The sequence below is a fragment of the Paraglaciecola aestuariivivens genome (assembly GCF_052983255.1).
This window is the reverse complement of the sequence record NZ_JBRKBA010000004.1, coordinates 169,355-193,732: the sequence shown is the minus strand read 5'-3', so window position 1 is coordinate 193,732 and position 24,378 is coordinate 169,355. Positions and strand designations below refer to the sequence as shown.

The following is a 24,378-nucleotide window of genomic DNA, read 5'->3' as shown; positions in this document are numbered from 1 at the left end:
GCAATAGATCAGCCAACTAAAGCCAATAAAATGCCGGCTGCTACCGCCGAACCTAGTACCCCAGCGACATTGGGCCCCATGGCATGCATTAATAAAAAGTTATGAGGGTTGGCTTCTAGCCCTACTTTATTTACTACCCTAGCCGCCATAGGCACGGCTGAAACACCTGCAGCGCCAATCAATGGATTAATTTTTTGGCTGCTGACTTTGCTCAAGCCTTTGGCCATTAATATCCCAGCTGCGGTTCCCATTGAAAAGGCTATGGCACCTAAGGCTAAAATCCCTAAGGTTTCAACAGTTAAAAATTTATCTGCTGAAAGTTTAGAGCCTACAGCTAGCCCTAAAAAGATAGTCACTATATTGATGATTTCGTTTTGAGCACTGTGACTAAGTCTATCCACTACCCCAGATTCTTTCATTAAGTTGCCTAAACAAAACATGCCTACTAGGGGGGTAGCTGTAGGTAAAAACAAAATAGTTAAAAATAACACTGCTAACGGAAAAATAATTTTTTCTCGTTTAGACACCTCACGCAATTGCGACATTTGAATTTTGCGCTCTGTTTCATTTGTCAATAAACGCATAATAGGGGGCTGAATAATAGGCACTAACGCCATATAAGAATAAGCAGCTACCGCAATGGCACCTAATAAATCTGGGGCTAACTTAGAGGCTAAAAAGATTGCTGTTGGGCCATCTGCCCCACCAATTATGGCAATAGCCGCCGCGTCTTGCAGGCTAAAGGCAAAACCTGGAACTAAGTTAAGGGCAATGGCACCAAACAGGGTGCCAAATATACCAAATTGCGCTGCTGCACCTAACAGCAACATACGTGGATTTGCGATCAAAGCACTAAAGTCTGTCATTGCTCCAACGCCCATAAAAATAAGCAAAGGAAACACACCAGTATCAATGCCAATATGATAGATGTAATACAACAACCCACCCACTTCGCTAAACCCTGCTAAAGGAATATTGGTTAATACCGCCCCAAAGCCTATAGGTAATAAAAGTAGCGGTTCAAACTTTTTTACTATGGCCAAAAATAACAATAAAGCCCCAACAGACATCATTACCACTTGCCCAATTGAGAAGTGCGCTAAAGCAGTGCTTTGCCATAAGATGGATAATTTTTCCATGTGTCAGCCCTACCCAATCACTAATAAAGGTTGTCCGCTTTGTACAGCATCACCGGCTTTAGTGGCCACACTTAGCACTTTACCTGTCACTGCCGCACGCACTTCAGTTTCCATTTTCATTGCTTCCATTATGATAACCACGTCACCTTCCTTAACCTGATCACCAGAATTAACTAAGACTTTAAATATGTTACCGGCCAAAGGAGCCTTTAAGCTTGTGCCTGAAGCATTGTTTGCGTTTTGGTTATTCGGGTTAGACTGAGGCTCAGAAACCCTTTCTATGTGGCTTAGGTTGCCATCTTCAGCCACTTGTACTGAATACACTTGGCCGTCCACACTCACAGAGTAACTAGATACTGCTTTAGTTGCCTGAGTTTTGCTCGGCTGCGCTGAGGTGACTTGGGCTTGCGCTTTAGGTTCAAAGGCATCGGAGTTGCCGCGATTTTTTAAAAATTTCAAACCAATTTGTGGAAACAATGCATAGGTTAAAACATCTTCTACAAAGGCCTCTGCAACCTTGAATTGTTCTTTTTCGGCAAGTTCTTTAAGCTCTTTGGTTAGCGCAGTAAGTTCATGCTTGATTAGGTCGGCAGGACGACATGTGATAGGCGCTTCTCCGGCTAATACTTTATCTTGCAATGCCTGATTAACCGGTGCTGCAGTAGCGCCATATTCGCCTTTGAGCACCCCTGCTGTTTCTTTGCTGATACTTTTGTACCTTTCACCTGTAATGACATTGATCACAGCTTGCGTGCCCACTATTTGAGACGTAGGCGTTACCAAAGGAATAAAGCCAAGATCTTCTCGCACTTTAGGGATCTCTTGCAGCACTAAGTTCATCTTATCTTCTGCTCCTTGCTCCTTTAATTGACTCTCCATATTAGTCAACATACCTCCAGGTACCTGGGCGGTAAGAATACGCGCATCGATTCCTTTTAGGCTACCTTCAAACTGGGCATACTTTTTACGTACTTCGCGAAAATAACTGGCTATGTCGGCTAACGCAGTAAGTGACAAGCCGGTATCTCTATCTGTACCTTCTACTATTGAAACTAAGGTTTCTGTTGCTGTGTGACCATAAGTCATGCTCATTGAAGAGATAGAGCTATCTAGAATATCAATCCCAGCATCTATGGCCTTTTGATAAGTGGCGGTGCTTAACCCTGTGGTTGCATGGCAATGTAAGGCTAAAGGCACTTCTAGGGTTTCTTTTAAACGACTAACCAAAGCTTCACATTCGTAGGGTTTTAACAAGCCTGCCATGTCTTTTATGCAGATAGAATGCACACCTAAATCTTGTAGCCTGTTTGCCATATCTAGCCAGGTTTGCTGGTTATGTACAGGCGAAACCGTATAAGACAAAGTGCCTTGAGCATGTGCCCCTTGTTTAATCGCTGCTTTGATGGCAGTTTGCAAATTACGTACATCATTCATGGCATCAAAAATGCGAAAAACATCTACCCCATTCACATGGGCTCGCTCAATAAACTTTTCTACCACATCATCTGCATAGTGCCGATAACCTAAAAGGTTTTGCCCTCTTAACAACATTTGCTGGGGCGTTTTAGGCATAGCCTGTTTTAATTGTCTAATGCGCTCCCACGGATCTTCACCTAAATAACGTATGCAGGCATCAAAGGTTGCGCCTCCCCAAGTTTCTAAAGACCAATAGCCCATATCATCTAACTTTTTGGCTATTGGCAGCATGTCTTCTAAGCGTAATCTTGTGGCAAACAAGGATTGATGTGCATCACGTAATACCACGTCAGTAATCGCCAGCGGCTTAGACATAAGAGAACTTCCTTTTTAATTAAACTAGTGAGACTGTCGGTGCTGAGAAATGGCTGCACTGATTGCTGCAACAACATTTTTAGGCACGGCAGGTGAGCCAGATGATGGGTTAGCAGGCTGAGCAACACTATCCGTTGCCCCAGTTGGCTCTGGCCACAATTGATTTAGCCAACTGATCAAACAAATAGCGCCAATGAGTAGACTTAAAAATAAAAATACCACTAACATGCCCACCACCAACAAATTGGCAGCTTCAGCTAGAGCACTGGCAACATCTGTTTGTATCATAATCCATCCCTTAATCAGCACAATAATTGAGCGCGATTAGTTTAAGTATCATGGGGTTTGAAAAAACACAACAAAGCTGGCTGAGTAAAAAAGCATAAAAAATAAGAAAACATTCATTCAGCCTGAATGAATCAATGGGAATATAAAAAGCCAAGAAATAAATTAAAACAAAAAAGCCCTAATCATAAATGATTAGGGCTTGGTATGTGGCGCGTGTGGAAGGATTCGAACCTCCGACCGCCTGGTTCGTAGCCAGGTACTCTATCCAGCTGAGCTACACACGCGTGGTAAACTGATTAACAACTAAGTCGTACTTAGTTTTTTTGTTTAGTTTGAATTAACTATCCAAACTCAAACTAATTTTAGAAGTATAACTAACTTTGTAAATTATTCTTCTAAAACCTAAATAAGATGGCGCGTGTGGAAGGATTCGAACCTCCGACCGCCTGGTTCGTAGCCAGGTACTCTATCCAGCTGAGCTACACACGCACGCTAAAAAAACTTAATCCAATGGCGGAGAGGGAGGGATTCGAACCCTCGGTACGAATTAACGTACGGTTCCTTAGCAGGGAACTGGTTTCAGCCACTCACCCACCTCTCCGGAACTTGGATTTTACCACATTAAAAGATTAACTTTACTCTGCAAAGTAAGATAAATCACCTTACTTTTTAGTTGTATGCTCTTAGTTAATAAAACTAAGCTCTCCTAAATGTGGAGCCGAAGTTTACCTATCCTCAGAAGTAAGTCAAATACTTTTTATTAACTTAATGACAGCTTGCTGGCATTTTAAACAATTCGTCTCTAAGTGTTTATTTTTTGACGTATTTAAACCTTTTGTTAGGCGATTTAATGGTCAATTCACACTCAAAAAAAACCCATAAAAAAAGCTGGTTTCCCAGCTTTTTTTATACCGAATAAAAGTTAATCACCTTCATTTTCGGCAGTTTTTTCATTCGCAGCCATTTGCACATTCTTTTCAGCTTGAATACGCATATAAATTTCTTCACGATGAACAGATACTTCTTTAGGTGCGTTAACACCAATTCTGACCTGATTTCCTTTTACTCCTAACACAGTCACAGTGACTTCGTCACCGACCATTAGGGTTTCTCCAACACGACGAGTTAAAATTAGCATTCGCTTGCTCCTTTATCCGTTAAAATATCAGTTCCCTTAAAGTTAGTGTAAATTACTGGCAACGCCAGAAAATTTACCCATTCGGTTTTTCCCTATTTTTGTTGTCACTGCAAAAAACAACCGACAAATTCTTAGTTAAAGCCTTTCTTCAAGCCAGTTAGTCACAGAAGTAATAGCTTGTGGTAGTTGTTCAGGTTGAGAGCCGCCAGCTTGCGCCATATCGGGTCTGCCCCCACCTTTTCCACCTACTTGCTGAGCGACAAAGTTTACTAATTCGCCAGCCTTTACTTTTGTGACTAAATCTTTGGTTACCCCAGCAATAAGACTCACTTTATTTACTTCGCTAACCGCTAAAACTATTACTGCACTACCAAGTTGATTTTTAAAGTCATCGACCATTGCTCTTAATGCTTTAGGTTCAACGCCTTCTACTATAGTTGACAGTACTTTAGTACCTTTTATTTCAGCTACTTGGCTAAGTACATCAGCCCCCGCATTGGCGGCAAGTTGTTGCTTAAGTTTATCAAGCTCCTTTTCAACTTGTTTACCTTGCTCAAGTAGTTGATTGATACGCTGAGACAAGCCCTGCGGATCAGTTTTTAATAATTGCGCAACATCAGCTATTTGTTGGCCTTGTGACTGCATCATAGCAATGGCCTTTTGACCAGTGACAGCTTCAATTCTGCGCACTCCTGCTGCAATGCCGCCTTCAGAGACAATTTTAAATAACCCTATATCACCTGTTCGTTTTACGTGTGTGCCGCCACATAATTCCATGGAAAATTCCCCCATAGAAACAACCCGCACTTGTTCATCATACTTTTCGCCAAACAACGCCATAGCACCTGCTTCTTTAGCTTGGTCTATGTTCATCAATTGAGTTTCTAGCGTGTGATTAGCTCGTATTTGCTCATTCACTAACACCTCAATTTGGCTTAATTCTTTAGCTGTTAAAGCTTCAAAATGCGAAAAGTCAAAACGTAACCTTTCATCTGTAACCAGTGAGCCTTTTTGATTAACATGCTCGCCTAACACTTGTTTTAACGCGGCATGCAATAAATGAGTTGCACTATGATTTAGCTTAATTGCATCTCGTCTATCAGCATCAAATTTAGCTTCAACCTTATCGCCTACTTTAAGCTTGCCTTTGGCCTTACCTTTGTGCGCAATAGCTTGACCTATTTTAGTGGTGTCTGTTACCTCAAACTGAGAATCAGCAACCGTTATCAAGCCGGTATCGCCAACCTGTCCACCCGCTTCTGCATAAAATGGACTAACATCTAAAATAATGCTGCCTTCATCACCTGCGTTTAGCTCTTGGACCTGCTCACCCTTTGAAAATATTTCTAATATTTGAGCTTGGCTTTCAACATAATCATAGCCGCTGAACTCAGAGGTACAATTAGACTTTAGTTGGTCATTGTAGTCTTTATCAAACTGGCTCGCCTGTTGGGCACGTTTACGTTGCTCAGCCATAGCGGCTTCGAATCCTTGCTGATCAATACGAAGATCTTTTTCTCTAGCAACATCATTGGTTAAATCAGCTGGAAAACCATAAGTATCATATAACTTAAACACCAACTCACCTGGTACTAAATCAGAATCCAGTTTATCTAGGGCATCGTTTAAAATGCTCATGCCTCTTTCTAAGGTACGAGAGAACTGTTCTTCTTCGGTTTTTAACACTTTTTCGATTAAAGCTCTATTCGCCGTGAGTTCTGGGTAAGCATCGCCCATTTGAGATTCTAAAGCGCTAACTAACTGATAGAAAAACACATCTGTGGCGCCAAGCTTATTACCGTGTCTAACTGCTCGGCGGATGATACGTCTTAATACATAGCCGCGTCCTTCGTTTGAAGGCACTACGCCATCACTGATCAAAAAGCTACACGAACGTATATGGTCTGCAATCACTCTTAACGATTTATCTTGTAAATCGGTGCAATTTAAAACTTTGGCCGTGGCTTTGATTAGGTTGTCAAAAATGTCGATTTCATAATTACTATGCACATTTTGTAATATCGCAGAAATACGCTCTAAGCCCATTCCCGTATCAATTGACGGCTTAGGTAGAGGTTGCATGCTGCCATCACTTTGACGATTAAACTGCATGAAAACCAAGTTCCAGATTTCGATAAATCTGTCACCATCTTCTTCAGGCGTTCCCGGTGGGCCGCCCCAAATGTGTTCGCCGTGATCATAAAATATTTCTGAACAAGGGCCACAAGGACCAGTATCACCCATAGACCAAAAATTATCTGAGGTTGCAATTCGAATGATTTTTTCTTTTGGTAAGCCAATTTTGTTCGACCAAATATCAAACGCTTCTTCATCATCGTGATAAATGGTTACCAATAGCTTTTCTTTGGGTAGTTTTAATTCTTGAGTTAAAAACTCCCAAGCGTATTGAATAGCTTCAGTTTTAAAATAATCACCAAAGCTAAAGTTTCCTAACATTTCAAAAAAGGTATGGTGCCTAGCGGTATAGCCTACATTCTCTAGATCGTTATGTTTACCGCCAGCTCTTACACAACGTTGAGAAGAAACAGCTTTAGAATAACTGCGCTTTTCAGTGCCTAAAAACACATCTTTAAACTGGTTCATACCTGCGTTGGTAAATAAAAGAGTGGGATCGTTCGCTGGAACCAAAGAACAACTCGGTACCTGTTGATGCCCTTTGTCGGCAAAAAAATCGAAGAAAGCGCGCCGAATTTGGGCGGTAGATTTACTCATTTATAGTCCTGCAATATTAATAATGAATGAAAAGGTTGCTTTTATACCCGAAGCAGCATAGAAATTGCTTAGGCGGTGAAGATATCAGGTTAGTAGACTTTTGTTAAGGCCAGTATTTACCTAAAGTTGCTTAATATTTGTTTGAATTTAACGCGTAATGAATTTGTTCTTGGGAAAATCCACGAGAATAGAGAAATCTTTGACGCTTTTGCCTAGTTAAATGGTCTATTATTGGCTGATTTTTGTACTTCTTAGCATGTACTTGTATGGCCAATTCAAACCAATCAACTGGCTCTTCCTCAAAGGCCAAATTAATCACCTCTGGTGGAATTTTATGTTGCTTTAACTCATTTAAAACACGTAACTCACCAATGCCTTTATTCACTCGGCCTCGAATTAAGGCTTCGGCAAAGCGTTGCTCACTTTGCAAATTATGTTGATTAAACTTCTCAATCCATTCGATAGATAAATCATAGTCAAAATTACGCTCTAATAATTTTGTTAATAGTTCGTGTTTGCTATGCTCTCTTGCAGCCAATAATCGGGTTAATGTAGATTTAATGATCTTTGTATCTTTTTCTGTCATATAATTGACCTAAGCTTAGCAATAAAAAGGTGATGGACTGTCCATGCTTAGTGCAAACTATAGATTCAAATTTTTTAGCTCTATTGAACGCGTTGGACAAACTGTGTGGGATACACTTGCTGAAAACAGCAACCCTTTTAGCCAATACAAATTTTTACATGCATTAGAGGCCTCAGGCTCAGTTGGGGGTAAATCTGGTTGGCTTCCCTACCATTTAGTAATTTACCAAAACTCTGAAGCTGTGGGTGTGTTGCCCCTGTATAAAAAAAACCACAGTTATGGCGAATACGTTTTTGATTTTGCATGGGCAAATACCTATCGTCAATACGGTCTCAATTATTACCCTAAACTTGTTTCTGCTATTCCCTTTACCCCAGTAACAGGTGGACGCTTAATGTTAAGCAACAAAGTGGATGCAGCTGATTTATTACCCATTTTAACCGAACAACTAAAAAGCCAGTTACAAATATTTGGTATGTCATCTATGCATTGGCTGTTTTTAGAGCGACAAACCAGTGACTTGTTAGCTGAGCACGGGCAAATGCAGCGCACATCAGTGCAGTTTGAATGGTTTAATCGGCAATACACTTCTTTTGAAGATTACTTATCGCACTTTAATTCTCGCAAACGCAAAAGCGTTAAAAAAGAACGCGGCAAAGTCATTGAGTCAGGTTTAAGTATTTATCGCTTGCATGGCGACAAATTAACCCAAAAAAACATGCAGTTTTTTTATACTTGTTATAAACAAACCTATTTAAAAAGAAGTGGTCATGAAGGTTATTTAACTCAGGCTTTTTTCCAGAAAATTTTTGAAGATCTACATGACAACCTAATGTTAGTGGTGGCCTGCAAAGATGATCAACCTGTTGCCAGTGCCCTATTTATATATAACCAACAGCAACTATGTGGGCGCTATTGGGGCGCATTAGAAGAGATTGAAAACTTACACTTTGAGTGTTGTTATTATCAAGGTATCGAATTTTGTATCGAACAAAACATTGCGCGCTTTAATCCTGGTACTCAGGGTGAACACAAAATTTTACGCGGATTTGAACCCATTTATTGTTACAGCAATCATTCGTTAAAAGAAGCGGTCTTTCATGAAGCGGTAGAGCGTTTTGTGCAACAAGAAAAGTCGCACATGGAAGAGTATAAAAACAATGCCGATCAACTCCTACCCTACAAGCATAAAGCTTAAATTAAGATTTATGCCAAACTAATAAATAGTTGTTGGCTGGCATAGGTACTGCTCGGATCAAAGTTAGTGGTTGCGCCCAAGCTTTTAACTCTGCTAAATCGCGAATGCCACCAAAGCCTTGAGCTAATAAAGACTCATCAAAATCTCGATTAGAATCACTGGTATAAGCTTGGTCAAACTTAAATGGCCCATATTGGCAAAATACTCCTCCTGAGGGTAAATACTCGGCAACCATTTGCATCATTTTTTGCGCTTCATGGGCTTGCATAATATGGGTGGTGTTGGCAGTAAATACCCCATCATAATCCATCGATGGCCATTCATCTTTACCAATAGTTAAAGGTATAGGAGAGATTAAATTAGGACTTGGGCAGGCGTTCAACCAAGCTTGAATGTCGGCATGATATTCTGGCCTATCACTGGTTTGCCAAATCAGTTGGGGTAACTTTGAAGCAAAATAAACTGCGTGTTGGCCAGTACCAGAACCAATCTCTAAAACCTTAGTTGAATCCTTAAATTCAGCTTTTAGCACAGCAACAATAGGTGCTTTGTTATTTTCACAGGCTTGACTAAAAGGTTTATCTTGCATCATAACGTCCTTATTGAAAGTTTGGCCCTAACCACTTTTCAGCTTCTTCACGTGTCCAGCCTTTACGCTGGGCATAATCTTCGAGTTGATCTTCTTGAATTTGGGCAACTGCAAAATAACGGCAATCTGGATGCGACAAATAAAACCCCGAGACCGCCGCACCGGGCCACATGGCGTAACTTTCGGTAAGCTTCATGCCGGTCAGGTTTTCGGTATCTAGCAAATCCCAAATCAATTGTTTTTCAGTATGCTCTGGACAGGCCGCATAGCCTGGTGCTGGGCGTATCCCTTGGTATTTCTCGCGAATTAACTCGTCATTAGATAGTTGCTCTGTGGGTGCATAACCCCATATTTCTTTGCGTACTTTTTCATGCAAATATTCTGCAAAAGCCTCGGCAAATCTATCGGCTAAGGCTTTTACCATTATGGCATTATAATCATCGCTTTGGTCTTCATAAGACTTGGCTAAGTCGTCTTCCCAAGTACCGGCCGTAACTGCAAAGGCCCCTAAATAATCGGCTTGTCCCGACTCTTTTGGCGCTACAAAATCACTTAAACAATAATTAGCGCCTTTAGGTTTTGCGGTTTGCTGGCGCAAATGATGGGCGACCTGCACTACCTGCTGACGGCTTTCGTCTGCGTATATTTCAATATCATCTTGCACACTGTTTGCAGGGAAAATTCCCATCACGCCAGAAGCTTTAAGGGTTAAATCTTCACAAAGCGTTTTAAGCATAGCTTGTGCATCGGCAAAAAGGTTTTGCGCTTCTTTGCCTATCACTTCGTCTTGTAAAATCCTTGGGTATTTGCCTGCTAATGACCAAGTTAAGAAAAATGGGGTCCAATCAATATAATTCACCAGTTCTGACAGGGTCACTGAAATAGGCGTGATCCCTAGTTTATTAGGTACTGGCGGTTGATAACTTTGCCAGTCGCAGCTGAACTTATTGGCACGTGCTTGGGCTAATGAAATAGGCTGAGTACGAGGGCGTTTTTTGGCATGTTGCTCGCGCAATTTTTGATAATCTGCCGCCAACTCTGCCGCAAAGGTTTGCCTATTTTGGGCAGTAATCAGTCTTTGACACACACCTACCGCACGGCTGGCATTCGGCACGTATACCACTGGATGCTGGTAATTTTGCTCAATTTTTACCGCAGTATGAGCCTTAGAGGTAGTGGCACCACCAATTAAAAGCGGCAACTCAAAATCCAGTCGCTGCATTTCTTTAGCAACGTGCACCATTTCATCTAAGGATGGGGTAATTAAGCCAGACAAGCCAATAATGTCCACTTCCTCATCTTTTGCGACTTGTAATAATTTTGCACAGGGCACCATTACCCCTAAATCGATAATTTCAAAGTTATTACATTGCAGTACAACCCCAACAATATTTTTACCTATATCGTGTACATCCCCTTTAACCGTGGCTAATAAAATTTTGCCATTGCTGCTGCCTTGGTCTTTTTCAAGCTCTATATAGGGGTTTAAATAAGCCACAGCTTTTTTCATCACACGGGCAGACTTAACCACCTGAGGTAAAAACATTTTACCTTCGCCAAATAGATCCCCTACTACATTCATGCCATCCATTAATGGCCCTTCAATGACCTGCAGGGGTTTATCTGCTTCTAGCCTTGCCGCTTCGGTATCTTCTACGATGAAGTCCATGATGCCGCGCACCAGTGCGTGTTCTAAACGTTTATTTACCGGAAGACTTCGCCATTCAAGGTTATCTTTAACCTGAGCTTTACCGCCCCCTTGATACTTGGGTGCTAGCTCTAATAATTTATCTGTGGCGTTGTCGTGTCGGTTTAAAATCACATCTTCAACTGCATCTTTTAACTCAACAGGAATTTGATCATAAACCTCTAACTGCCCAGCATTCACTATGCCCATATCCATACCTGCTTTGATTGCATGGTATAAAAATACTGAGTGCATAGCCTCGCGAACTGGGTTATTGCCACGAAACGAAAACGACACATTAGATAAGCCGCCAGAAACATGTACATGAGGCAGGGTTTGACGTATTCGTCTAGTAGCGTTAATAAAGTCTAAGGCATAATTATTGTGTTCTTCTATGCCAGTGGCTACCGCAAAAATATTAGGGTCAAAAATGATATCTTGCGGGGCAAAACCTATTTTTTCGGTTAACAATTGGTAGCTGCGAGTACAGATTTCTACTTTGCGCTCTTCGGTATCAGCTTGGCCTTTTTCATCAAAAGCCATGACTACAGTGGCAGCGCCGTAACGTTTTAATAATTTGGCTTGTGCTAAAAAGCTTTCTTCACCTTCTTTTAGGCTAATAGAATTCACTATGGCCTTGCCTTGCACACACTTTAAGCCAGCTTCTATAACTGACCATTTTGATGAGTCAATCATGATAGGAACCCGAGAAATATCGGGCTCTGAAGCGATTAAATTCAAAAAGCGCGTCATAGCTGCTTCAGAATCTAACATGGCTTCATCCATGTTCACATCTATGATTTGTGCGCCATTTTCAACTTGTTGGCGGGCAACATCTAAGGCTTTTTCGTAGTCGCCATCTAAAATTAACCGTTTAAAAATAGCTGAGCCAGTGACATTGGTGCGTTCACCAACGTTAATAAAATTAGCTGAGGCTTGACTTGAATCATCATTATTTAGGCTATGCATCTTGGCTCCTTAATGTACAAATGGCTCTAAACCAGAAAGACGCAATTTGATTTCTTGTTGAACGACTTTTCGCGGGGCAAAGCCTTTCACCGCCTCTGCCATAGTCGCAATATGTTCTGGGGTGCTACCGCAGCACCCCCCCACTATATTGACTAAGCCCGACGCCGCCCATTCTTTAATATGCTCGGCCATTTCATCACTTTCTAAATCATACTCGCCAAATTCGTTAGGTAAGCCTGCATTAGGATGAGCCGACACTAGGCACTCAGCCACTTGCGATACTTCTTCTACGTATTGGCGCAAAAGATCGGGGCCCAGTGCGCAATTTAAGCCAAAAGAAAACGGCTTAACATGGTTCAGTGAGTAGTAAAAAGCTTCGGCTGTTTGTCCAGATAACGTTCGCCCAGAAGCATCGGTTATGGTGCCAGAAATCATCAAAGGTAAAGAAATTTGCATTGATTCAAACACCTCTTGAATAGCAAAAAGTGCCGCTTTGGCATTTAAGGTGTCAAAAATGGTTTCTAACATTATGAGATCGGCCCCCCCTTCGATTAAACCTTGGGTGGCTTCAATATACACCTCTACTAGTTCATCAAAGGTCACATTACGTTTACCCGGATCGTTCACATCAGGAGAAATTGACGCAGTGCGACTGGTTGGCCCTAATACACCAGCCACAAAACGGGGTTTCTCTGGGGTCTGTTGGGTAAATTTTTCGGCCGCTTGTTTGGCTAATTTAGTGGCTTCAATATTGATCTCTTTAGCCAATGATTGCATGGCATAATCCGCCATAGAAATAGAGGTAGCATTAAAGGTGTTGGTTTCTATGATATCTGCACCTGCCGCTAAATAAGCGCAATGAATATCATAAATAATCTTAGGTTGGGTTAACACCAACAGATCATTATTGCCCTTAACATCTGTGTGCCAGTCTTTAAAGCGGGTGCCACGATAATCTTGCTCTTCTAGCTTATGCGCTTGGATCATGGTGCCCATAGCGCCATCCAATAATAATATCCGCTCTTTTGCGGCATCTAATAGTTGTTGGTTAGCGGTTGTGTGAGTCAATGTTTTTCCTTAATTCGGCTTGGCTAGTCTGACAACTGGGTTAAATCATAAGGCGTGGTTTGGTAAACATAATAGTTAAGCCAATTAGTAAATAACAAACTGCCATGGGCGCGCCAATTAATCACTGGCGGTTTATTTGGATCATCATCAGGGAAATAGTTTACTGGGATTTGTGGTTGAGCATTAGTTGATAAATCTCTTAGGTATTCTTGTTTGAGCGTTTGTGCATCGTATTCAGGATGACCAGTCACAAAAACCAAACGTTTATCTTCTGAGGCAATAATATAAGCCCCACCTTCCTGTGATTTAGCCAAAACATTTAATTGGGGTATAGCTTGGTAATCCGCTAGGCTAATTTCACCATATCTAGACTGAGGAGCATAAAACTCTGAATCAAAACCACGTAACAGTTCATCATGTTCATTTTGCACAAAGTGTTTATACACTCCGCTTAACTTATGCTCACGAAGCGCTCTATTTTTACCAAAATAATGATAAATAGCAGCATGTGCGGCCCAGCAAGAAAACAAGGTTGACTGCACATGCCTGCGAGCCCAGTCCATGATCACTGTCATTTTGTCCCAATACTTCACATCTTGATACGCTAAATGGGCTAAAGGTGCGCCTGTTACTATTAATCCGTCATACTTTTTACTGGCAATATCATCAAACTCCACATAAAAATTGTCCATGTGAGCAGCTGGGGTATTTTTAGGTGCCTGATTATCGATACGAATTAAATCGATATTAATTTGTAGCGGTGTATTGGATAACAAGCGTAAAAACTGTTCTTCGGTTTCCATTTTATTGGGCATCAAATTCAAAATGCCCACTTCCATAGGTCGAATATCTTGCGTCGCAGCACGTTGACTATCCATAACAAAGATATTCTCATTGTTAAGCACATTTTGAGCAGGCAAGTTACTTGGAATTCTAATAGGCATAATGGCTCCAAGGCAAAAAGTGATGGTTTTAAATTTGGCTTATCGCCTAGCAAATGTCAACATCTTTACGTCTAGACGTCTAAAAGAATTAGTATGTGATATAACTTTTATATGAAATCTGTATAAGACAAAATCTAAATCAACGCCAGTAGCTGACGTTAAGAGGAAAATTGGTGAGGGTTATTTAGAACCGCGATGCAAATTAAATAACAATTCTGCTTCTGCTGATGGAATACCGCATTCTTGCATCACGTCTTCAATGCTTGCGCCTTGATTGATCAATTTGGCTGCATTGCTGTAAAAGCGCACTTGTGGATCTTGCTCTGCTAGGCTTTGCTGGGCAGCTTGTAGCTTTTCCACATCCTGCACTAATGCTTTTAAGCGTTTACTTAGGCCAAAGTTTCCGCTGCGCATTTCGTGCAACTCGTGATTTAATTGGGTGTTGTGATTGTTTAACTGTTCGAGTTTAGTTTGTTGCAGCTCGATTTTTCCTTGGCTTTCGCGCAAGCTTTGTCTAAGGCTTTTTATGGCTAAAACACATCCAATAGACAAACAAATAGCAAATAGGCTTAACAGCAGAGTAAGGCTCATAAAGTTCTCTTGTGGTTCTGTGCCACATTAATTGCCAAGTAAAATTCACCAACTATCTGGTTAAACTGCATAAACATGAGTTTTAAATGTTGGTAATTTCGTTCCATTCATCGTCGCTGAGTAATTTATTTAAATCAACTAAGATCAGTAATTCACCATCTCTATTACTTACCCCTTGAATAAACTTAGCGCTTTCTTCTGTGCCTACATTAGGCGCGCTGTCTATTTCAGAAGAGCGCAAGTACACCACTTCAGCCACGCTATCTACCAAAATTCCAACAACTTGATCTTCTGACTCAATGATCACTATACGTGTGCTATCTGAAATATCAGAAGAAGGTAAACCAAAACGCGAGCGGGTATCAATAACTGTAACAACGTTACCTCTTAAATTAATAATACCTAACACATAATCAGGGGCACCAGGAACAGGTGCAATTTCGGTATAACGTAAGACTTCTTGCACTTGCATTACGTTAATGCCATAGGTTTCATCACCTAATTTATAGGTTACCCACTGCAAAACTTCATCGCCATTTGCAGCTAATGTATTGCTTGAATCTCTAAGGTCATTCATTCCTAATGCTCCGGCCTCAATGGGCTAATCGTTGCTGCTTAAACCTTGGCTTAACATACTAATCATCTGTTGTACGTTAACCAAGGCACACATTTTCTTTTTTATCATGCCAGATAACCAAGGGCGACTGCTTTCAACATTTCGCCATTTTACATCCTCTGGTAAAAGTACTTCAGTGGTCACTAAGCTTTCACAAGCCAATCCCCAACCACTTTCTCCTAAGAGTACAAGGTATTGATAATTTATCGAGTCTGCCAGCTTATCGACTGAAGTTTTTGGCATCACCCATTTGGCTGTATCTACAACGCTAAACTTTTCATCTCGGTGCAATAATACGCCTTTAAACCAGGCTGGCTTACCAAATATTGGACTGGTATTTTGCAGTTTGTGTATGCCACCTAACTCCATTAATGGCACTGCTAAGGTCATACCCGCCACTTCAAATAATAAAACTTGAAACTCCTCAGTGGGAATAACTGGCTTTATGATCGATTTTGGCTTTTGTTTGACCTTATTGTTGTTTTCGACTTGTGGCTCAAGAACTTTAACCACTTCAATCGCTTTCTTTGGGGCGGGCTCAAAAGGCTCAGACCTAACAGAAGGCGCGGTATTAAGAAGTTGTTCAACCGATTGGCGTTGTGCTTCTTCAATAATGGGCTCGTCAGTCAAAAGCGCTGACATATAATCTTCCATTACATCTTCATTAGCAAAAGGGCTTTGACTCACAGTTCTTTGTCCAAACTTTGTAAATAGGTTAAGAGTTTTGCATAGGCAAACACGCCTCTGGATTTTGGCGCATAAACCGAAGGGGGACTTTGCGCCTGACTCGCGTCTCTAAATCGCGTGTCTATAGGAATTAACCCTCCCCAAACATGTCCTTGGTGTGTACGTTTTAGGGTGCTGTATGAGCCTGTGGCAGCTTTTACCCTTTTATCATACATAGTAGGGACTATGGTATATTTAAAGCGTGTCGCCAAGGATTTTTGCATTATTTGCATAGAGTTCAGCATCCTGTCTAAGCCCTTTAGGGCTAGAAATTCTGTTTGAACTGGAATAATCACTCTGTCAGATGCCGCCAATGCATTGATCATTAAGACTCCAAGCACAGGAGGACAATCTAAAATAGCATAGTCAAATTCGTCTGCGATAAGCCCTAAAGCATGTTTTAGAATCAATCCCATACCCGACTGCGTACCTAGCTTTCTGTCTAAGGTAGCCAGGGCCATAGAAGCAGGTAAGACATACAAAGACTCTAAACTTGTAGGTTGCAAACAATTCAATAATTGCTCTTTGCTAAGCGACTTGCCCGCCACAAAAACATTATACAAACTGCTGGTGAGCGTCTCTGCATCTATCCCAAAATAATAACTTAAGGATGCTTGCGGGTCGGTATCAATAAGAATGACTTTATGGCCAGCCTGTGCGAGCAACCCGCCCATAGTCACAGTAGTAGTGGTTTTACCTACGCCACCTTTGTGATTAGCAACTGTCCAAACTTTCACAGGATCACCCAATACACTGATTGGCAGACTGAAAGAAATGTTGTTTTCTTTCGTTCATACCCTTCAATTAATTCAGTCACCCCATTACTCCACTATCACTAAGCTAAAATTTCTTTTTTGATTTGATTTGCCATCTCAACAATGTCAAAACTTGCTTCTGAAATTTTGTTAATGGTCACCGCAGCTGGCATGCCATATACAACCGAGCTTTTTTCATCTTGAGCCCAAATTTTGGCGCCTTTGTCTTTTAATGATTTACAACCATCTTTGCCATCTGTCCCCATGCCAGTAAGAATAATGGCTAACACATTGCCGCCATAAACGTTGCCAAGTGACTCAAAGGTCACATCTACGCTGGGCTTATAGGTTTCACGGGGAAATTTTTCAGGCTCAGAAATCAAAACCCTTGGTTGGCTAGGACGACCTTCTAAGGTCATTTGTTTTCCACCAGGTGCTAAATAACATGTTCCTGCTTGTAAAATATCGCCGTTTTCGGCTTCTTTTACTTTAACTTCACACAGTTCATTTAAGCGTTTAGCAAAAGCTTGGGTAAAAGTACCGGGCATATGTTGCACCAATACCACTGGCACAGGAAAATCAGCCGGTAGCTTGGTTAAGATTTGCTGGATGGCCACAGGCCCACCCGTTGAGGTACCAATGCCAATACAGCCGCACTTGCCAGATGGCAATGAACTTTGGTTAACAGTATTTGCAACAACGTCTGCAGCTTTAGTGACTTTTTCAATTTGTGCACGCCTACGCAAAGCAGACAAAGCGGATGATTTGGGTTGACTATAATCGTTATTCTGCGAGGCTTGTTTGCTACATAAAGCTTTCACCCTATTTTGCAATAAGGTCACCGCATCTTTTTTATTACGAGCAATATCTTCGAATTTTTTCGGTAAAAAATCTACCGCCCCAGCATCTAAGGCATCAAAAGTAGATTGCGCCCCTTCATGGGTCAAAGATGAAAACATGATAATTGGCACAGTTTTGTAGGCCATGATGTTTTTGACGGCCGTAATTCCATCCATTACCGGCATTTCTACGTCCATGGTTACAACATCAGGGTTTAACGATTTTACTAGTGCTAACGCCTCTTCGCCATCTTTGGCTTCTCCCACTACCTCTAACTCAGTATCTTCTTCAAGTATCTGCTTTATTCTGCGGCGAAAAAAAGTTGAATCATCAACAATTAAAACCTTGTAAGCCATTCTCGCCTATTTAACCTTTATTAAACTTATTATATTTCTAGGCGTTTTATAACACCGCCCGACTAAGATTTTTTGTTGGCGTACCGCTTTAATAGTCCAGGTACATCCAAAATTAGGGCAATTCCACCGTCACTGGTAATGGTTGCTCCCGCCATGCCTGGTGTACCTTGTAACAATTCATCTAGTGGTTTTATCACCACTTCTTCTTGTCCAATTAATGCATCCACCACAAAGCCTAGTTGTTGGGTGCCAATTTGTACTACCACCACATGACCTTTAGACTTATCAATCTCAACTTTACCTTTAGACAACCATTCACGTAAATAAAATAGTGGTATCGCCTTCGAGCGCACTATCATAGTTAATTGTCCATCAACTGTATTGGTTTTTTGCATATCAACGTTAATAATTTCGTTAACTGAGCCTAAAGGCAAAGCAAAAGTTTGATCACCAATTACAATCATTAAGGTAGGTAAAATGGCTAAAGTAAGGGGCACTTTAATTTCTAAAGTAGTGCCTTCACCAAGTTTAGAATTTATATTAACCGAGCCATTTAACTGATTAATTTTGGTTTTAACCACATCCATGCCCACACCACGACCAGAAACTTCTGATATTTCGGTTTTGGTAGAAAAGCCTGGGGCAAATATAAGGTTAAACGCCTCAACATCTGTCATTCTAGCGGCAGAATCGGCATCTAACACACCTCTTGAAATAGCTATGTCTTTTAACTTTTCAGGATCCATGCCTTTGCCATCATCAACTATGGTCAGCAGTATATGATCCCCTTCTTGCGAAGCAGATAGCTTAACAGTGCCCATAGTTGGTTTACCGGCAGCCTTGCGCTCTTCTGGCATCTCAATGCCGTGATCCACTGAGTTGCGGACCAAATGCACTAGGGGATCAGCAAGCGCTTCAACTAAATTTTTGTCTAAATCTGTTTCTTCACCTTCAAGCTCTAAGGTAATTTCTTTCTTTAGGGTACGAGCTAAGTCGCGCACAACACGAGGAAAACGTCCAAACACTTTTTTAATGGGTTGCATGCGGGTTTTCATAACCGCACCTTGCAAGTCACCGGTGACAACATCCAAATTTGCTATGGCTTTGGCCATGCTTTCGTCATTCACATTGGTGCTTAAACTTAACAAACGGTTTCTGACTAAAACCAGTTCGCCCACCATATTCATAATTTGGTCTAAACGTTTAGTGTCTACCCTAACTGTGGTTTCAGCTTGTGGTGCAACAGCGGTTTTCTTTTCTTCTTTCTTGGCCGCTATTGGTTTGGCTTCAACAGGCTTTTCTATCGGCTTGGCTGGCTGAGCTGACGCTTTAGGTGATTCAGCTTTAGGCGCTTCTGGAGCTTTGGCTGCGGCTTTAGGTTCAGGTTTAGCTGGCCCTTGACCTTTTCCATGCAATTCATCTAATAGCGCTTCAAATTCATCATCAGTGATGTCGTCATTTGTTGAAGTATCTGGGCTTTCTTGTGCAGCTGTAGAGCTAGGCTGATTGTCACTGGCTTCTTCAGCACTAAATTGGCCTTTGCCATGCAACTGGTCAAGTAAGGCTTCAAACTCATCATCACTGATATCTTCATCTGAAGATTGGCTGTCTGCCTGCGAAGCTGTGCTAGATTTACCAGGCGCAGATTCACCATGTAATTCATCTAACAGGGCTTCAAATTCATCTTCACTAAAATCTTCCGAATCACCTGTGGCTTTTGATTGGTCTTTTTCAGCCTCAATAACTGGGGCTTCAGTCACCTCGGGTTGCGCTTGGGCTGAACTGGCTTCATCTGCTGATTCAGGTTGACTTAATCGGGTTAAGGTATCAATTAAGCTTTGCTCTGCTGGCACTAGGGGTTCGCCAGCTTTAACATTATCAAACATTTCTACCACTTCGTCAGTGGCCTGTAAAATAACGTCCATTAATTCTGGGGTTAGCGTGCGTTGCCCATTGCGCATAACATCAAAGACATTTTCCGCACCATGACAAATATCTACCAGCTCTGTGAGCGATAAAAATCCCGCGCCACCCTTTACCGTATGATATCCCCTAAAAATCGCGTTAAGTAAATCCGCGTCTTCAGGGTTATTCTCTAAATCAACGAGCTGTTCTTGTAATTGCTCCAAGATCTCTCCAGCTTCAACTAGAAAGTCCTGTAGTATTTCCTCGTCAACATCAAAAGCCATTATTTAGCACCTCTAAAACCCAAGACTTGAAAGCAAATCATCTACGTCGTCTTGATCCGACGCAACGTCTTCCCTACTGTCGGCATCTAAAATAGGACCTTCAGCTTTTACCTTATCGGCTTCTTTCTTAGATTTGTTAGGTTTTTCAACGACCTCTGTCTTTTCTTTGGCATCAGCCTTGCCAAACACTGTTAACATGTAGACTAAATTGTCTTCGACCTCTTTAACTAATTCTATGACTCGTCTTATGACTTGCCCGGTAAGATCTTGATAACCTTGGGCCATTAACACTTCGGTTAATAAATTAGTTAAAGTGGCAGAATCTTCACCACTGGCTTTTAAAAATCTATCAACTTGTTTAACTAGGGTATTAAACTCACCTAACTGCAAGTTTTTTTCCATTAGCTTTTGCCATTCAGGGGCGATTTCAGCAATTCCTTGCTGCAACTTTTCGGCTATAGGCATACAAGAATCCACTAAATCCATGGTTTTGTTTGCCGCTTCTTCAGTGGTTTCAATGACGTAAGTAAGACGAGTTTGAGCGTCGGGGATTTCCTCATTGGTCATATTAATGATACGAGGATCGAGCTGAAAATTATTTAAAGAATCATGAAGTTGACGGGTTAACTTGCCAACCTCAGCAAATAATTCAATAGAATTTTGGGCGCCAGCAGCGTCTAATAGCTCTCTGGCTTGCTGGTTTTCGCCCTTTTCAATTAAGCTGACTAATTTCTTAGCATCTTCTAAAGAAATGGGCGCAGAGTTTAAGGCAGTCATACAGTCTTTCCTCGTAATCAGGTGAGTCTGAATTTACCCTAGACGTTCAAATATTTTGGCCAGTTTTTCTTTAAGCGTGGCGGCGGTAAAAGGCTTAATCACATAACCGTTAACGCCAGCTTGAGCTGCAGCTACGATTTGTTCCTTTTTCGCTTCAGCAGTTACCATCAAAACAGGAATATGTTTCAAGCTTGCATCAGAACGAATCGCTCTAAGTAGGTCGATCCCCTGCATTCCTGGCATATTCCAATCTGTTACTACAAAGTCAAAGTCACCTTGCTGCAACATAGGCAATGCTGTGCTGCCATCGTCTGCTTCTTGTATATTAGTAAAGCCAAGATCTTTAAGTAAGTTCTTGATAATCCGTCGCATTGTTGAAAAGTCATCAACAACTAGGATTTTCATATTCTTATCCAAAACTACCTCCGGTGAGAGTTTTAATGCTTAACTTAAAACCCAATTTATTGTTATTTTAATTTTCGTTTGTACGCCAATATTGCATGCGAGCTTTAAGCTTCAACATGGCCTGGCTATGTATTTGACTCACTCTGGATTCACTCACATCCAGCACTTCACCTATTTCACGTAAATTTAATTCTTCATCATAGTATAAGGACAAAACAATCGCTTCACGTTCTGGCAAAGTAGTAATTGCGTAGGCTAATGCTTTTTGAAACGACCCTTGTACTAAATCTTCAAAAGGCGTATCTGAGCCTTTAGTTTGCTCTGTACTGACTACGTCTTCCGTTACTCCTAGATCTTCCATGCCAATGATTTTACCGGCATTCACCTCATTTAACATTTGGTGATAGCTTTCAATACTGACTTGTAGCTTCTCTGCAACGTCTAAATCACGAGCATCACGTCCCGTTTCGCGCTCAACTTGATTAATTGCTTCGGTAATGGCGCGCCCGTTTTTATGTACAGAGCGCGGAGTCCAATCCCCTTTGCGTATTTCGTCTAACATTGAACCACGAATACGAATGCCTGCAAAAGTTTCAAAACTTGCGCCTTTGCTGCCATCAAAATTACGCGATGCTTCTAATAAGCCTATCATGCCTGCTTGAATTAAATCATCTACCAAAACACTGGCTGGTAATCTAGCCATAAGATGATGCGCAATACGCTTCACTAAAGAAGCGTGTCTTTCAACTAATTCGTTCTTGTCAGCTAATTGCTGATAAGCCGCAGCTTTACTGTTCACCTGTCTTCGCCCACTGCTTTTTTAGATACAAGTTGTTCAAGAAAAAATTCTAAATGCCCACCAGGTTGATTGGGTATGGGCCACTCCATGGCTTTTTTAGCTAATCGTCTAATGGCCATAGAAGCGGGTGATGTAGGAAAAGCTTCTACTATGGCTTTTTGTTTTCTAACTGATTTTCTTACATTTTCGTCAAATGGCACCACTGCCACTAACTCTAATGCCACATCTAAAAAGCGATTAGTTACTTTGGTCAGTTTAGAAAACAGTTCGTCACCCTCGCGCATACTGCGCACCATATTGGCAACAATTTTAAATCTAAAAATTCCGTGCTCTTTATTTAAAATTTTAATTAATGCATAGGCATCGGTTAACGACGTTGGCTCATCACACACCACCATCATGATATCTTGTGAAGCTTTCGAAAAGCTTAATACCATATCTGAGATGCCGGCTGCGGTATCTACAATTAACACATCAATTTGCGATTGTAGTTCGCTAAAAGCCCGAATTAACCCAGCATGTTCAGTAGGGGTTAATTCTGTCATAGATTGACTGCCAGAAGTTGCAGGCGCGATTTTTATGCCATAGGGGCCTTCAACCAACACATCATCTAAGGTGCACTCTCCCGATAATACATGGGATAAGTTTTTTTCAACTCTTAGGCCAAGTAACACATCTACATTGGCTAAGCCTAAGTCGGCATCTAGCACCATGACTCTTTTGCCTTGTTGAGCAAGAGAGATCGCAGTATTCAGGGTAACATTGGTTTTACCCACGCCACCCTTTCCGCCGGTCACGGCTATTACTTTAATTAATCGAGATTGATTCATTCTTCTTAAGCTACTCGCTTGGTCCTCAATCATACTGCCACTGCTGCTTTATTAACATTATGGCTGTTAGTATGAATTAAACCGAATTTTTTATAAAGCTTCGCAGCACTAGTAATCAAAAATTTTGTGCTTGCAACTTGTAGGTCTTCTGGTACACGTTGACCATCAGTTAAATAACAAATTTGTAATTTGTTTTCTATTGCCACGCTTATTACTTCTCCTAAGCTGTAACACTCGTCTAACTTAGTCAATATACACCCATGCAGAGAAACCTGTCGATATTCATTTATAGTTTGTTGCATAACACGATATTGACAGTTTGCTTGCATCACTAAATATTTTCGAATATTAACACAAGCATTCTGATTTATAGTATCTAACTGTTTGATTAGTCTAGCATCTTTTTGACTAAAACCAGCGGTATCAACTAACACTAAACGTTTATTTCTAAATTGATAAAGTAAATCTGATAAATCGTTAGAGTTTTGTGCTTGTTTTACCTGACAACCAATAATTTTTCCGTAAGTGGCGATTTGCTCAAAGGCTCCTATTCGATAGTTATCTAGCGTAATGATAGCTACTTGGTCTGAGCCGTATTTCTGCGCAGCTTTGGCCGCTAATTTTGCAATAGTGGTAGTTTTACCCGTACCTGTTGGTCCCATCAGTGCAACCACCCCAGGCTGAGCTAGAATATCGTCATCTTTAGTTTGTAACTTATTGGCTAATAATTTTAATAAAAATAACCATGCTTGCCTTTCGTCAGCTGACTCAGGGGCATAAGACACCACTTCTTCTGACAGAGATTCTGAAATCCCCATTTGTTGTAATCTTTGTAATAAATAGCCGTGCATGGGGTGTTTACGGTTTTTTTCTTGTTCAATCAGACCTGAAACTTGAAATTGCAATAAGTTGCGTAATGAAGATAGCTCTTGACGCACTTCTTTAATTGCATTGGATTCGCTTTGATATTGTGTTGAGTTGGTTTGGCTGCTGGGATTTTTGGCAAAACGCTCTGCCTGTATAGGCGCAGCTTGCTCATTAACCGACTGTTGATTAGCTTTTGATTGCTTTTCTAGCAAGGCTTTTAAACTATCAGGGGCAGAGTCACCAATAATTTCACTTAGAGTAGGAGTTGGCGCACTAGACTCAATCTGCGAATTCACCTTTTGGCTAGCGGGTGTAAGAGTCGACTCAGGCTCTTTATCGTAAGCCGCAACTATTTCAATGCCATCAGCATGTTTTTTATTTGACATGATCACCGCATCTCCACCAAGTTCATCTTTAACTTGCTTGAGCGCTTCACGCATGTCCTTGCCATAAAAACGTCTGATTTTCATATTTACTCCTCGTGTAACACCTTAAGT

At 41.2% G+C, this 24,378-nt stretch carries 22 protein-coding genes and 3 tRNA genes; 1 reads left to right on the top strand and 24 read right to left on the bottom strand.

The features are described 5' to 3' along the window. Nucleotides 1–8 precede the first annotated feature (8 nt). The 9 genes from ACVCDT_RS07780 to ACVCDT_RS07740 form a co-directional block, all read right to left on the bottom strand. Nucleotides 9–1,139 carry a sodium ion-translocating decarboxylase subunit beta gene (locus tag ACVCDT_RS07780; RefSeq protein ID WP_447132203.1) on the bottom strand — a complete coding sequence of 377 codons (1,131 nt, stop codon included), beginning with the start codon at nucleotides 1,137–1,139 and terminating at the stop codon, nucleotides 9–11. 9 nt (nucleotides 1,140–1,148) lie between these two features. After that, nucleotides 1,149–2,930, bottom strand: coding sequence for a sodium-extruding oxaloacetate decarboxylase subunit alpha (gene oadA, locus ACVCDT_RS07775; RefSeq protein WP_447132202.1), 1,782 nt, complete (start codon nucleotides 2,928–2,930; stop codon nucleotides 1,149–1,151). Between the two features lie 24 nt (nucleotides 2,931–2,954). Further along, a complete protein-coding gene (locus ACVCDT_RS07770) occupies nucleotides 2,955–3,218 on the bottom strand; it encodes an OadG family protein (RefSeq protein ID WP_447132201.1) in 264 nt (87 codons plus the stop codon). A gap of 207 nt (nucleotides 3,219–3,425) precedes the next feature. After that, nucleotides 3,426–3,502 (bottom strand) — tRNA-Arg (locus tag ACVCDT_RS07765). Nucleotides 3,503–3,630: 128 nt separating this feature from the next. Next, nucleotides 3,631–3,707 (bottom strand) — tRNA-Arg (locus ACVCDT_RS07760). A 22-nt stretch (nucleotides 3,708–3,729) separates the two neighbouring features. Further along, nucleotides 3,730–3,819 (bottom strand) — tRNA-Ser (locus ACVCDT_RS07755). Between the two features lie 321 nt (nucleotides 3,820–4,140). Further along, entirely contained in the window at nucleotides 4,141–4,356 is a 216-nt protein-coding gene (csrA, locus tag ACVCDT_RS07750; protein WP_447132200.1) for a carbon storage regulator CsrA, read from the bottom strand. 135 nt (nucleotides 4,357–4,491) lie between these two features. After that, the gene (alaS, locus tag ACVCDT_RS07745; protein ID WP_447132199.1) at nucleotides 4,492–7,089 is read right to left on the bottom strand and encodes an alanine--tRNA ligase; all 2,598 of its coding nucleotides are present in this window, start codon (nucleotides 7,087–7,089) and stop codon (nucleotides 4,492–4,494) included. A 130-nt stretch (nucleotides 7,090–7,219) separates the two neighbouring features. Continuing rightward, nucleotides 7,220–7,675 carry a regulatory protein RecX gene (locus ACVCDT_RS07740; RefSeq protein WP_447132198.1) on the bottom strand — a complete coding sequence of 152 codons (456 nt, stop codon included), beginning with the start codon at nucleotides 7,673–7,675 and terminating at the stop codon, nucleotides 7,220–7,222. A gap of 43 nt (nucleotides 7,676–7,718) precedes the next feature. Here ACVCDT_RS07740 and ACVCDT_RS07735 point away from each other — a divergent pair, with 43 nt between their 5' ends. After that, a complete protein-coding gene (locus tag ACVCDT_RS07735; protein ID WP_447132197.1) occupies nucleotides 7,719–8,873 on the top strand; it encodes a GNAT family N-acetyltransferase in 1,155 nt (384 codons plus the stop codon). 1 nt (nucleotide 8,874) lies between these two features. Here ACVCDT_RS07735 and ACVCDT_RS07730 read toward each other — a convergent pair whose 3' ends face one another. The 15 genes from ACVCDT_RS07730 to flhF form a co-directional block, all read right to left on the bottom strand. Beyond that, nucleotides 8,875–9,465 carry a DUF938 domain-containing protein gene (locus ACVCDT_RS07730; protein WP_447132196.1) on the bottom strand — a complete coding sequence of 197 codons (591 nt, stop codon included), beginning with the start codon at nucleotides 9,463–9,465 and terminating at the stop codon, nucleotides 8,875–8,877. Between the two features lie 7 nt (nucleotides 9,466–9,472). Continuing rightward, nucleotides 9,473–12,118: a methionine synthase gene (gene metH / locus ACVCDT_RS07725; protein WP_447132195.1), complete on the bottom strand. Its 2,646-nt coding sequence runs from the start codon at nucleotides 12,116–12,118 to the stop codon at nucleotides 9,473–9,475. A 9-nt stretch (nucleotides 12,119–12,127) separates the two neighbouring features. Further along, on the bottom strand, nucleotides 12,128–13,186 hold the full coding sequence (locus tag ACVCDT_RS07720) for a homocysteine S-methyltransferase family protein (protein WP_447132194.1): 1,059 nt from the start codon (nucleotides 13,184–13,186) through the stop codon (nucleotides 12,128–12,130). A 23-nt stretch (nucleotides 13,187–13,209) separates the two neighbouring features. Beyond that, a complete protein-coding gene (metA, locus tag ACVCDT_RS07715) occupies nucleotides 13,210–14,130 on the bottom strand; it encodes a homoserine O-succinyltransferase MetA (protein WP_447132193.1) in 921 nt (306 codons plus the stop codon). A 180-nt stretch (nucleotides 14,131–14,310) separates the two neighbouring features. Then, nucleotides 14,311–14,721 (bottom strand): DUF2802 domain-containing protein, encoded by a 411-nt coding sequence (locus ACVCDT_RS07710; protein ID WP_447132192.1) that lies wholly within the window; start codon nucleotides 14,719–14,721, stop codon nucleotides 14,311–14,313. Nucleotides 14,722–14,803: 82 nt separating this feature from the next. Further along, on the bottom strand, nucleotides 14,804–15,298 hold the full coding sequence (locus tag ACVCDT_RS07705) for a chemotaxis protein CheW (protein ID WP_447132191.1): 495 nt from the start codon (nucleotides 15,296–15,298) through the stop codon (nucleotides 14,804–14,806). A gap of 24 nt (nucleotides 15,299–15,322) precedes the next feature. Next, entirely contained in the window at nucleotides 15,323–16,024 is a 702-nt protein-coding gene (locus tag ACVCDT_RS07700; RefSeq protein WP_447132190.1) for a chemotaxis protein CheW, read from the bottom strand. Then, a complete protein-coding gene (locus ACVCDT_RS07695) occupies nucleotides 16,021–16,800 on the bottom strand; it encodes a ParA family protein (protein ID WP_447132189.1) in 780 nt (259 codons plus the stop codon). Before ACVCDT_RS07695 ends, ACVCDT_RS07700 begins: the two co-directional genes overlap by 4 nt. A gap of 98 nt (nucleotides 16,801–16,898) precedes the next feature. Further along, complete coding sequence (locus ACVCDT_RS07690; protein ID WP_447132188.1) at nucleotides 16,899–18,014, bottom strand: protein-glutamate methylesterase/protein-glutamine glutaminase; 1,116 nt, start codon at nucleotides 18,012–18,014, stop codon at nucleotides 16,899–16,901. 62 nt (nucleotides 18,015–18,076) lie between these two features. Next, on the bottom strand, nucleotides 18,077–20,203 hold the full coding sequence (locus ACVCDT_RS07685) for a chemotaxis protein CheA (RefSeq protein ID WP_447132187.1): 2,127 nt from the start codon (nucleotides 20,201–20,203) through the stop codon (nucleotides 18,077–18,079). A gap of 12 nt (nucleotides 20,204–20,215) precedes the next feature. Further along, the gene (locus ACVCDT_RS07680; RefSeq protein ID WP_447132186.1) at nucleotides 20,216–20,980 is read right to left on the bottom strand and encodes a protein phosphatase CheZ; all 765 of its coding nucleotides are present in this window, start codon (nucleotides 20,978–20,980) and stop codon (nucleotides 20,216–20,218) included. A gap of 33 nt (nucleotides 20,981–21,013) precedes the next feature. After that, complete coding sequence (cheY, locus tag ACVCDT_RS07675) at nucleotides 21,014–21,397, bottom strand: chemotaxis response regulator CheY (RefSeq protein ID WP_447132185.1); 384 nt, start codon at nucleotides 21,395–21,397, stop codon at nucleotides 21,014–21,016. Between the two features lie 55 nt (nucleotides 21,398–21,452). Next, on the bottom strand, nucleotides 21,453–22,184 hold the full coding sequence (locus tag ACVCDT_RS07670) for an RNA polymerase sigma factor FliA (protein WP_447132184.1): 732 nt from the start codon (nucleotides 22,182–22,184) through the stop codon (nucleotides 21,453–21,455). Then, nucleotides 22,181–23,047 (bottom strand): MinD/ParA family ATP-binding protein, encoded by an 867-nt coding sequence (locus ACVCDT_RS07665; protein ID WP_447132183.1) that lies wholly within the window; start codon nucleotides 23,045–23,047, stop codon nucleotides 22,181–22,183. The genes ACVCDT_RS07670 and ACVCDT_RS07665 overlap by 4 nt, the downstream gene beginning before the upstream one ends. Beyond that, on the bottom strand, nucleotides 23,044–24,351 hold the full coding sequence (flhF, locus tag ACVCDT_RS07660) for a flagellar biosynthesis GTPase FlhF (RefSeq protein WP_447132182.1): 1,308 nt from the start codon (nucleotides 24,349–24,351) through the stop codon (nucleotides 23,044–23,046). Before flhF ends, ACVCDT_RS07665 begins: the two co-directional genes overlap by 4 nt. Nucleotides 24,352–24,378: the final 27 nt, after the last annotated feature.

What these genes read in the sequence shown, in the direction of transcription:
- ACVCDT_RS07780 (WP_447132203.1), bottom strand. Translation starts at nt 1,139, where the DNA reads ATGGAAAAATTATCCATCTTATGGCAAAGCACTGCTTTAGCGCACTTC.
- oadA (WP_447132202.1), bottom strand. Translation starts at nt 2,930, where the DNA reads ATGTCTAAGCCGCTGGCGATTACTGACGTGGTATTACGTGATGCACAT.
- ACVCDT_RS07770 (WP_447132201.1), bottom strand. Translation starts at nt 3,218, where the DNA reads ATGATACAAACAGATGTTGCCAGTGCTCTAGCTGAAGCTGCCAATTTG.
- csrA (WP_447132200.1), bottom strand. Translation starts at nt 4,356, where the DNA reads ATGCTAATTTTAACTCGTCGTGTTGGAGAAACCCTAATGGTCGGTGAC.
- alaS (WP_447132199.1), bottom strand. Translation starts at nt 7,089, where the DNA reads ATGAGTAAATCTACCGCCCAAATTCGGCGCGCTTTCTTCGATTTTTTT.
- ACVCDT_RS07740 (WP_447132198.1), bottom strand. Translation starts at nt 7,675, where the DNA reads ATGACAGAAAAAGATACAAAGATCATTAAATCTACATTAACCCGATTA.
- ACVCDT_RS07735 (WP_447132197.1), top strand. Translation starts at nt 7,719, where the DNA reads ATGCTTAGTGCAAACTATAGATTCAAATTTTTTAGCTCTATTGAACGC.
- ACVCDT_RS07730 (WP_447132196.1), bottom strand. Translation starts at nt 9,465, where the DNA reads ATGATGCAAGATAAACCTTTTAGTCAAGCCTGTGAAAATAACAAAGCA.
- metH (WP_447132195.1), bottom strand. Translation starts at nt 12,118, where the DNA reads ATGCATAGCCTAAATAATGATGATTCAAGTCAAGCCTCAGCTAATTTT.
- metA (WP_447132193.1), bottom strand. Translation starts at nt 14,130, where the DNA reads ATGCCTATTAGAATTCCAAGTAACTTGCCTGCTCAAAATGTGCTTAAC.
- ACVCDT_RS07710 (WP_447132192.1), bottom strand. Translation starts at nt 14,721, where the DNA reads ATGAGCCTTACTCTGCTGTTAAGCCTATTTGCTATTTGTTTGTCTATT.
- ACVCDT_RS07705 (WP_447132191.1), bottom strand. Translation starts at nt 15,298, where the DNA reads ATGAATGACCTTAGAGATTCAAGCAATACATTAGCTGCAAATGGCGAT.
- ACVCDT_RS07690 (WP_447132188.1), bottom strand. Translation starts at nt 18,014, where the DNA reads ATGGCTTACAAGGTTTTAATTGTTGATGATTCAACTTTTTTTCGCCGC.
- ACVCDT_RS07685 (WP_447132187.1), bottom strand. Translation starts at nt 20,203, where the DNA reads ATGGCTTTTGATGTTGACGAGGAAATACTACAGGACTTTCTAGTTGAA.
- ACVCDT_RS07680 (WP_447132186.1), bottom strand. Translation starts at nt 20,980, where the DNA reads ATGACTGCCTTAAACTCTGCGCCCATTTCTTTAGAAGATGCTAAGAAA.
- ACVCDT_RS07665 (WP_447132183.1), bottom strand. Translation starts at nt 23,047, where the DNA reads ATGATTGAGGACCAAGCGAGTAGCTTAAGAAGAATGAATCAATCTCGA.
- flhF (WP_447132182.1), bottom strand. Translation starts at nt 24,351, where the DNA reads ATGAAAATCAGACGTTTTTATGGCAAGGACATGCGTGAAGCGCTCAAG.